8 protein-coding genes are annotated in these 9,539 nt (G+C 67.8%); 3 read left to right on the plus strand and 5 right to left on the minus strand.

Annotated features, from left to right (window positions below; genetic code table 11):
* The first annotated feature begins 207 nt into the window (after positions 1-207).
* From sucC to ACLFMY_RS06965, 3 genes are read left to right on the plus strand one after another with little or no spacing between them, the layout of a single operon-like run.
* Positions 208-1,395, plus strand: a complete 1,188-nt coding sequence (gene sucC / locus ACLFMY_RS06955; protein ID WP_410763893.1) for an ADP-forming succinate--CoA ligase subunit beta — start codon at positions 208-210, stop codon at positions 1,393-1,395.
* Positions 1,392-2,291: a succinate--CoA ligase subunit alpha gene (gene sucD, locus ACLFMY_RS06960; RefSeq protein ID WP_410763885.1), complete on the plus strand. Its 900-nt coding sequence runs from the start codon at positions 1,392-1,394 to the stop codon at positions 2,289-2,291. The genes sucC and sucD overlap by 4 nt, the downstream gene beginning before the upstream one ends.
* Positions 2,292-2,293: 2 nt before the next feature.
* On the plus strand, positions 2,294-3,973 hold the full coding sequence (locus ACLFMY_RS06965) for an NAD+ synthase (protein ID WP_410763886.1): 1,680 nt from the start codon (positions 2,294-2,296) through the stop codon (positions 3,971-3,973).
* Positions 3,974-4,020: 47 nt separating this feature from the next.
* On the opposite strand, the gene ACLFMY_RS06970 is transcribed toward ACLFMY_RS06965, so the two are convergent.
* The 5 genes from ACLFMY_RS06970 to ahcY all read right to left on the minus strand — a co-directional run.
* Positions 4,021-4,755, minus strand: coding sequence for a 16S rRNA (uracil(1498)-N(3))-methyltransferase (locus ACLFMY_RS06970; RefSeq protein ID WP_410763887.1), 735 nt, complete (start codon positions 4,753-4,755; stop codon positions 4,021-4,023).
* The gene (locus ACLFMY_RS06975) at positions 4,755-6,095 is read right to left on the minus strand and encodes an adenosylmethionine--8-amino-7-oxononanoate transaminase (protein ID WP_410763888.1); all 1,341 of its coding nucleotides are present in this window, start codon (positions 6,093-6,095) and stop codon (positions 4,755-4,757) included. Before ACLFMY_RS06975 ends, ACLFMY_RS06970 begins: the two co-directional genes overlap by 1 nt.
* A 44-nt stretch (positions 6,096-6,139) precedes the next feature.
* Positions 6,140-7,129 (minus strand): 3-dehydroquinate synthase II, encoded by a 990-nt coding sequence (locus tag ACLFMY_RS06980; RefSeq protein ID WP_410763889.1) that lies wholly within the window; start codon positions 7,127-7,129, stop codon positions 6,140-6,142.
* Between the two features lie 145 nt (positions 7,130-7,274).
* Positions 7,275-8,117, minus strand: a complete 843-nt coding sequence (metF, locus tag ACLFMY_RS06985; RefSeq protein WP_410763890.1) for a methylenetetrahydrofolate reductase [NAD(P)H] — start codon at positions 8,115-8,117, stop codon at positions 7,275-7,277.
* Between the two features lie 72 nt (positions 8,118-8,189).
* On the minus strand, positions 8,190-9,539 hold a 1,350-nt coding region (ahcY, locus tag ACLFMY_RS06990), incomplete at its 5' end, for an adenosylhomocysteinase (protein WP_410763892.1).

Consider the following 9,539-nt stretch of genomic DNA (forward strand, 5'->3'; position numbering starts at 1 on the left):
GAAAAACCACCCTCCCCGTGGTCCCTTGGCCCCGCCTCCCGGCGGGGCCTTTTTCGTTGCAATAGGTGGCGGGCAGACGACTTCGAGAAGGGCGTGGTGGCGGGCGCGGCGGACATCCTGATTTCGATCCGCTCAAACCGAGCGGCGGGAATGACATTGGGAGTCTTGTGCGAGACAATGGACGCTTTTACAGCAAGCGTCGGATCCATGAATCTCCACGAATATCAGGCCAAGGCCATGCTGGCCCGGCACGGGGTCGCCGTCCCCCCGAGCAAGCTGCTTTCCGATGTGTCGCAGGGCTCGGAGGCAGACGAACTTCCCGAGAGCGCCGACGATCGTTGGGTCGTCAAGGCACAGGTTCACAGCGGTGCCCGGGGCAAGGCAGGGGGCGTAATCCTGGCGCGTGGGGCCGAGGAGGTCGCGGCGGCGGCCAGGAAGCTCTTGGGCTCGCGGCTGGTCACCCAGCAGACCGGTCCCGCGGGGCTCCCGGTGGAGCATGTCCTTGTGGAGCCGGGTGCCGATATTCGAAAGGAATTCTATATCGCGCTCGCCCTGGACCGGACCCTCCAGCGCGTGGTGCTGATCGCCTCTTCGCAAGGCGGGATGGACATCGAGGCGGTGGCGGAGCAAACGCCCGAGTCGATTCGGCGGGTCGTGGTCAACCCGACCGTGGGTCTGCAGGCCTACCAGGCTCGTCAAGTCGCCTTTGCGCTGGGCCTGGAAAGCGGCCAGGTCCGTGATTTGGTCAGGATGCTGCTGCAGGCCTACCAGGCATTCATCGCGAGCGACGCGTCCCTCATAGAGATCAACCCGCTGGCCGAGGTCGCCGACGGGACGCTGACGGTGCTCGATGCCAAGGTGTCCCTGGACGACAACGCCGGCTATCGCCAACAGGCCCTCTGGGCCGGAAGGGACGTGAACCAGGAGGACGAGGCCGAGCGCGAGGCGATCGAGCACGGCCTCAACTACGTTTCCCTCGATGGCGATATTGCCTGCATGGTGAACGGCGCGGGTCTGGCCATGGCGACCATGGACCTGATCAAGCATGCCGGCGGCATGCCGGCCAACTTCCTCGACGTCGGTGGCGGCACCTCGGCGGCCAAGGTGACCGAGGCATTCAAGCTGATACTCCGCAATCCCCGTGTCGAGGCGATCCTGGTGAATATCTTTGGTGGCATCGTGCGTTGTGACCTGATTGCCGAGGGGATCATCGAGGCGGCACGCGAGGTTTCGCTCGAGGTGCCGACGGTGGTGCGTCTGGCCGGCACCAACGCGGAGCTCGGCCGGCAGATGCTGTCCGAGTCGGGCCTGAACCTGACGGCCGAAGACGATCTCGCCAAGGCGGCCGAGGCCGCCGTCGCGCTGGCCAAGCAACATCGGGGAGCTGCGAAATGAGCATTCTGGTCGATGCCGACACCCGCGTGATCTGTCAGGGGTTTACCGGCAAGCAGGGGACCTTCCACTCCGAACAGGCATTGGCCTACGGCACGCGGCTCGTCGGAGGCGTGACCCCGGGCAAGGGTGGACAGACGCACCTGGGACTGCCCGTGTTCGATACGGTCGCCGATGCCGTCCGCGAGACCGGCGCCAGCGCGAGCATGATCTACGTGCCGGCTCCCTTCGCGGCCGACTCCATCCTCGAGGCGGCCGATGCCGGCATCGAGGTGATCGCCTGTATCACCGAGGGCATTCCGGTGCTCGACATGGTGCGTGTCAAGGCGGTCTTGGCTCAGGACTACCCGGACGTCAGCCTGATCGGGCCGAACTGCCCGGGCCTGATCACCCCCGATGCCTGCAAGATCGGCATCATGCCGGGGGCGATCCACCGCAAGGGGGTCGTGGGCATCGTGTCCCGCTCCGGGACGCTGACCTACGAGGCGGTGGCCCAGACAACCGCCACGGGCCTCGGCCAGAGCACCTGCGTGGGTATCGGTGGAGACCCGGTCGGCGGGCTGGACTTCATCGACTGCCTGTCTCGCTTCGCCGATGACCCGCAGACCGAACTGGTCCTGATGGTGGGCGAGATCGGTGGCGATGCCGAGGAAGCGGCCGCGGCATTCATTGCCCAGGGTTACCCGAAACCGGTCGTGGCCTACATTGCCGGCGCGACCGCCCCGGCAGGCAAGCGCATGGGGCATGCCGGTGCCGTGATCTCCGGTGGCAAGGGCACGGCTGACGCCAAGTGCGCGGCACTGCGGGAAGCCGGGGTCCACGTCGTGGAGAGCCCGGCCGACCTGGGCGTGACCGCGGCCCGCGTGCTGGGCAAGACGGCCGAGCGGGGTGCGGTCTGACCGTGGAGCAACTTACCGCGCAGGAGACCGGAGGACTGCGGATCGCGCTGGCCCAGATCAATACCCGGGTGGGAGACTGCCGTGCGAACGCCTCGCGCGTGATCGAACTGGTCGGGCGTGCCCGCAAGGAAGTGGACGCCCGGCTGGTCGTCTTCCCCGAACTGACCATCTCCGGCTACCCGCCCGAGGACCTGCTGCTGCGGGAGGACTTCGTCGACTCCTGCGAACGCGAGCTGGAACGGATCGCCGAGCACGTGGGTGACGCGGCCGTGATGATCGGCACCCCGGGGCGCGGACCCGACGGCCACATGCAGAACCAGGCGGTGGTCATCGACGGCGGGCGCGTGGTGGCCAGGTACGCCAAGCGAGCGCTGCCGAACTACGGCGTCTTCGACGAGAAGCGCTACTTCCGCAAGGGGCGCGAACCGCTGGTGGTCGAAATCGACGGCGTGTCCGTGGGCGTGGTCATCTGCGAGGATGCCTGGCATGCCGGGCCCATCGAAGAGACGGCCGAGGCGGGTGCGAGTGTCATCTGCGTGCTCAACGCCTCACCGTTCCACCGGCAGAAGACCCGCGAGCGCGAGGCACAGATCGCCGAACGCGTGCACTCCAGTGGCTGCGCGATCATCTACGTGAACCTGGTCGGCGGACAGGACGAACTGGTCTTCGATGGCCGGTCGTTCGTGTCCTGCCGGACGGGCGGCAATCACATGCACCTGCCCGGGTTCGCCGAAGCGATCGGTTGGACCGAGGTCTCGACCGAGGGCGAGATCCTGGCGCACGGTCCGAGCCACGAATGGCAGCAGGGCGAGGCGGAGATCTACCGCGCCCTGACCACCGGGATCGCCGACTACGTGCGCAAGAACGGGTTTTCCGGCGTGGTGCTGGGCCTGTCCGGCGGGATCGATTCCTCGCTGGTCCTTGCCCTGGCGGTCGACGCACTGGGAGCGGAGAACGTGCTGGCCGTGCGCATGCCCTCGCGCTACACCTCGCCCATGAGCCTGGAGGATGCGCAGCTGCAGTGCGACGCGCTGGGCGTGCGCTGCGAGACCATCTCGATCGAGCCGATCTTCGAGTCGTTCCGCGAGGCGCTCTCACCGCTGTTCGCCGGGCTTGCCGAGGATGTCGCCGAGGAGAACCTGCAGGCCCGCGCCCGCGGCGTGATCCTGATGGCCCTGTCTAACAAGTTCGGCCGCCTGCTGCTCACCACCGGCAACAAGTCCGAGCTCGCCGTGGGCTACGCCACGCTCTACGGCGACATGGCCGGCGGCTTTGCCCCGATCAAGGACGTGCCCAAGACCGTGGTCTACGAGCTGGCACGCTACCGAAACACGCTCGGCGGTACCGTGCGCCCGGAACTGGCGGCCGTGCCCGAACGGGTGATCACCCGCGAGCCGTCGGCGGAACTGCGTGCCGACCAGCGGGATTCGGATTCACTGCCGCCGTACGCGGACCTCGACCGCATCATCGAGGCATTCGTCGAGCGCGATTCCAGCATCGAGGACATCGTCGCCATGGGGCTGGACGAGGCGGTGGTGCGGCGCGTGGTCGGCATGATCCTGGCCAACGAGTACAAGCGCCGCCAGGCCCCGCCGGGGGTGCGCATCAGCCGGCGGGCCTTCGGCCGCGACCGTCGCTATCCGATCAGTTCCGGATTCCGTCCCGACAGGAACGGAAGTTGAGGGTCAGCGGGCGTGTCGACAAGCTGCTTCTCTGACCTCTGACCTTTCTACCCGAGGTCTCCCCACTGGTACTGCAGGACCGCCACCCCGGCAATCGCCGCGGTCTCGGCGCGTAGGATGCGCGGCCCGAGGGTCAGAGCACAAAAGCCGTTCTCTCCGGCCCGTGTCACCTCGCCCTCGGTCAGCCCGCCCTCGGGTCCCACGAGCAGGGTGATCCCTTGTGGGCGTGCCTGGTCGCGCAGCTCCGTGAGGGGCTGCTTCGCACGCGGGTCGAGCACCAGTCGCAGCGGGGCACCGGTCGCGGCCAGTGCCTCGTCCAGCGACCGGATCGGGTCGATCGTCGGCAAGGTATCGCGCCCGCACTGCTCGCAGGCGTTGATCATGATCTGTCGCCAGCGGGCCCGGCGTTTCTCGGCCCGGTCGCCCTTGAGTTCCAACACGCTGCGCTCGGTTTCAACCGGGGCGATCGTGGTCACGCCCAGCTCGACCGCTTTCTGTATCACCAGCTCCATCTTCTCGCCCTTGGCCAGGGCGGCCATCAGCGTGATGGGCACTGCCGCCTCGTCCGGGCTGTCGATGACGGTATCGATCGTGACGGTCGCCTCGCGACGGCCCAGGCTGAGGCTGGCCTGGGCTCGGCGGCCGCGACCGTTGAAGACTTCCAGCGGCTGGCCGTCGCGCAGGCGAAGCACGTTGCGCAGGTAGTTGACCGTGTCGGCGGGGAGGTCGAGGCACTCGCCCCGAACCAGCTCGGCGTCGACGAACACGCGACGGATACGCATCAGCGCAGCGCGGCTACCGAGGCGTCCCGGGTGACCTCGAAGACGTGCCGGTAGTCGTCCTCGTCGAGGACGTAGGGCGGCATCCAGTAGAGGGTGTTGCCCAGCGGGCGCAGCAGCAACTCGTGCTCGAGCGCGTATCGGTACGCGCGCACGCCGCGGCGTTCCTCGGACGGGAAGGGTTCGCCGGTGGTCGGGTCGATCAGGTCCATGGCGGCGATCATGCCGGTGCGGCGCACGTTCGTGATGTGCGGCAGCTCGGCGAGCTCGGCGAGGTGCCGGTCCATGCTGGCCTGGGAGGCCTTGTTCGCCTCGATCACGTCGTCGCGCTCGAACAGCTCCAGGGTGGCCAGTGCCGCCGTGCAGGCCAGCGGATTGCCGGTGAAGCTGTGGCTGTGCAGGAAGGCGCGCATGGTGGCGTAGTCGTCGTAGAAGGCCTGGTAGACCGTGTCGCTGGTGAGCACGGCGGCCAGCGGCAGGTAACCCGCGGTCAGCCCCTTCGACAGGCAGAGGAAGTCCGGCGTGATGTCGGCCTGCTCGCAGGCGAACAGCGTCCCGGTGCGGCCGAAGCCCACGGCGATCTCATCACAGATCAGGTGCACGTCGAACTCGTCGCAGAGCATCCGCAGGCCGCGGATGTAGTCCGGGTGGTGCATCAGCATGCCCGCGGCGCACTGGACCAGCGGCTCGACGATCACCGCGGCGGTGCGGTCGGCCTGTTCCTCGAGGATTTGGCGCATGCCGTCGAGTGCCTCGGCGGCCCGTTCGCGGCAGTCGCCGAGATCCTGCCGGCAGGCCGGTGACGGCGCGGTCGCGGTGGCGCGCAGAAGCGGACCGTAGGTGTCCTTGTACAGCCCGACATCACCGACCGACAGCGTGCCCAGCGTCTCGCCATGGTAGCTGTTGGCCACGGTGACGAATTCGCTCTTCTCGGGCTTGCCGCTGTTTCTCCAGTAGTGATAGCTCATCTTCAGCGCCACCTCGACGCCCGAGGAGCCGTTGTCGGCGTAGAAGACCCGGTCGAGACCCGAGGGCGTGATCTCCACCAGCTGCTCGGAGAGCTCGATCACCGGCTGGTGCGAGAACCCGGCGAGGATGACGTGTTCCAGGCGGTCGAGCTGCGCCTTGATCCGGTCGTTGATGTACGGATTGGCGTGGCCGAAGATGTTCACCCACCACGAGCTGATGATGTCGAGGTAGCGCCGACCGTCGAAATCGTACAGCCACGCCCCTTCGCCCCGTTCGACGGGTACGAGCGGGATGGATTCGTGATCCTTCATCTGGGTGCAGGGATGCCAGAGGACGTTGAGGTCCCGGCGTTGCCAGTCCTGGTTGCGGGTCATGCCGTGCTCCGGAAGTTAGGGAAGATCTGTGCCAACGATGGATTTCAGCGTTCGAGAATCGTCTCCTCGACGCGACGACCGAAGTGTCGCCCGCCGCGCTCGGCCAGCGAGACCCGCACCCGGTCCCCCGGGGCGAGGTCGACCACGCTCACCGCGCGGCCCTCGGGCGATACCAGCCGGATCGTCTCGGCGTGCTGGAGGATGGCCGAATAGCGGTTGCCGTCGTCGTCGACCGCCTCGACCTGCACCATCGGTCGCCGTTCGATCTTGTTGCGGCCGACGGCGAGCGTGCGCGTGCGCCCATCGGCACCAACCACCAGGGCGGGATCACCGCTGGCCATCTCGGCGAGATAGCGCACCCGGTCGCCGGGGGTCACCACGTAGCCATGGATGGCACCGGCATTCACCCGGAACGGCCGGGCGGCGCAGTGCGGGTTGTCGACGTTCTCGCTATGGACCAGGAAGCGGGCGTGGTTGAAGCTGCCGACCAGCAGGCCCTCGCCGGGGTCGAGCTCGCCGATCAGGTCGAGGCAGCTGCGGTCGCCCATGCCCACCGGGGAGACGGCGGTGATCCGCGCTTCGCCTAGTGTGACGGGAGCGGGGGCGAGCTCGGCCAGCACGTGGCCGAGCGCCTCGATGGCCCCGGCGTCGGCGTCACGCAGCCAGATGCCCGCTACGCCCTGTTCCATGATGGTCAGCGCGAGCTTGGCCTGTTCGGCGTCGTCGACCACCTGGATCACGTCCACCCCGCGCGAGATCAGGTTCTCTGCCGGGATGATGCTCCACTCGGCCGGCTCGACCACCGCGAGGCGGTCACGGCGGACGTCCTCCTCGTCGGCCTCGCGCTCGATGCGGTAGCGCTCGAAATCGCGACCCTCCGCAAAGTCACCACCGGCGCCGACGCGGGGCAGCCCCGCGGTCTCGGCGGATTCGGGCAGTACCAGCGCCGTCGCGCCGGCCTTCGCGGCGACTTCGGCCAGCGCCACGTCGACGGGCTCGATCCAGATGTGCTTGTCGGACAGCGTCATGCTCATGGGCGGAGTATATCGTCCGTCGGTGGCTGTGGGGTGTGGGGTGGCGCACGGAGGCAGGGCAGGCCATGCCCGCGAAGGCCGCGTCAGCGGCCGTCCCCGGGCGGGCAATGTCGCCGGGAGACAGGCGGCCTCCCCGAGGTTCCCCTCAGTCGCCGATCAGCCCCGCGTCCCGGCACAGCCGGATGACCGGCTGCGACCGGTTCATGGCGTAGAAGTGGATGCCGGGGGCACCCGCGTCGACCAGTTGACGGCAGAGCTCGGCGACCACGTCGTGGCCGAAGGTGCGCAGGCCGTCCATGTCGTCGCCGAACGCCTCCAGCCGCTTTCTCAGCCAGCGCGGGATGTCCGCGCCGCACATGTCGGAAAAGCGCGCCAGCTGCTGGTAGTTGGTGATCGGCATCACGCCGGGGACGATCGGCACCTCGATGTTCAGGCGCTCGCAGTCGTCGAGAAAGCGGCGGTAGGCCTCGATCGAGTAGAAGTATTGCGTGATCGCCGCGTCCGCGCCGGCCTCGACCTTGCGCTTGAAGTTGGCAAGATCCGTTTCGGCATCCGGCGCCTGGGGATGGAACTCGGGGTAGGCCGCCACCTCGACGCGGAACCAGTCACCACTGTACTCGCGGATGAATGCCACCAGTTCGTTGGCGTAGCGGAAGTCGCCCGGGTCCCGCATGCCGCTGGGCAGGTCGCCGCGCAGGGCGACGATCCGCCGGATCCCCTGCTCGCGGTAGTCGTCGAGGATCTGCGCGATCCCCTCACGGGTCGAGCCGATGCAGGACAGGTGCGGCGCGGCCGGCACGCCCGAGTCGCGCTGGATCTCGCGCACGGTCTCGAAGGTGCGTGTCTGGGTCGAGCCGCCGGCGCCGAAGGTGACCGAGAAGTACTCGGGATCGATTGCGCGGGCGAGTTCCTGGTAGACCGAGCGCAGCTTGACCGCGCCCTCGTCGGACTTCGGCGGAAAGAATTCGCAGGAAACCGGGATCGGCATGATTCCTCCGGGAAAGGTAAGGCGGGCGACACGGGGTGCCGTGCCGCCCGGGGGCGTGTCGGTTGCGCCGGATCAGTAGCGGTACGCGTCCGGCTTGAACGGGCCGTCGGCCGGCACGCCGAGGTATTTCGCCTGTGCGTCGGTCATGCGGGTGAGCACGCCGCCGAAGCCCTCGACCATGTAGCGGGCGACCTCCTCGTCGAGCTGCTTGGGCAGCACCTCGACGCGCAGCGCCTGGCCCTTCTTTTCGGCCGGCAAGTCGCCGAAGCGCTCGCGGAACAGGTGGATCTGCGCGAGCACCTGGTTGGCGAACGAACCGTCCATGATCCGGCTCGGGTGACCGGTGGCGTTGCCCAGGTTCACCAAGCGGCCCTCGGAAAGCAGGATCAGGTAGTTCTCGCTGTCCGGGTCGAATGCGCCGCCGGCGGTCGCCTCGCGGTAGACCTTGTGCACCTGCGGCTTGATCTCTTCCCAGGCCCAGTTCTTCCGCATGTAGGCGGTGTCGATCTCGTTGTCGAAGTGGCCGATGTTGCAGACTACCGCGCCGTTCTTCAGCGCGCGCAGCATCGGCGCGTCGCAGACGTTGACGTTGCCGGTGGTGGTGACGATCAGGTCGATCCTGCCCAGCAGCTCGGCGTTGATGCCCGAGTCGTCGCCGGTGTTGATGCCGTCGATGTACGGCGAGACCACCTCGAAGCCGTCCATCGCCGCCTGCATGGCGCAGATCGGGTCGATCTCGGAGACCTTGACGATCATGCCTTCCTGTCGCAGCGAGGCGGCGGAACCCTTGCCCACGTCACCGTATCCGACCACCAGCGCCTGCTTGCCGGAGAGCAGGTGGTCGGTGGCCCGCTTGATCGCGTCCGAGAGTGAATGGCGGCAGCCGTACTTGTTGTCGTTCTTCGACTTGGTGACCGCGTCGTTGACGTTGACCGCCGGGATCTTGAGCGTGCCTTCCTCGAGCATCTCCAGCAGGCGATGCACGCCGGTGGTGGTTTCCTCGGACACCCCGTGAACGCCCTCGAGCAGGTTCGGGTACTTCTCGTGCATCAGGCCGGTGAGGTCGCCGCCGTCGTCGAGCAGCAGGTTCGGCGTCCAGGCCTTCTCCCCGTCGCCCGGCCCCTGGATGGTCTGCTCGACGCACCACCAGTACTCTTCCTCGGTCTCGCCCTTCCAGGCGAACACCGGGATGCCGGCGGCGGCGATGGCCGCCGCGGCGTGATCCTGGGTGGAGAAGATGTTGCAAGATGACCAGCGCACCTCGGCGCCCAGCGCGGTGAGCGTCTCGATCAGCACCGCGGTCTGGATGGTCATGTGGATGCAGCCGGCGATGCGCGCCCCGGCGAGGGGCTGTTCGGCGCGGTACTTCTCGCGGATCTTGATCAGCGCCGGCATCTCGCGCTCGGCGATGCGGATCTCGCG

Source organism: Guyparkeria sp. (genome assembly GCF_046545975.1).
Lineage (GTDB): Bacteria > Pseudomonadota > Gammaproteobacteria > Halothiobacillales > Halothiobacillaceae > Guyparkeria.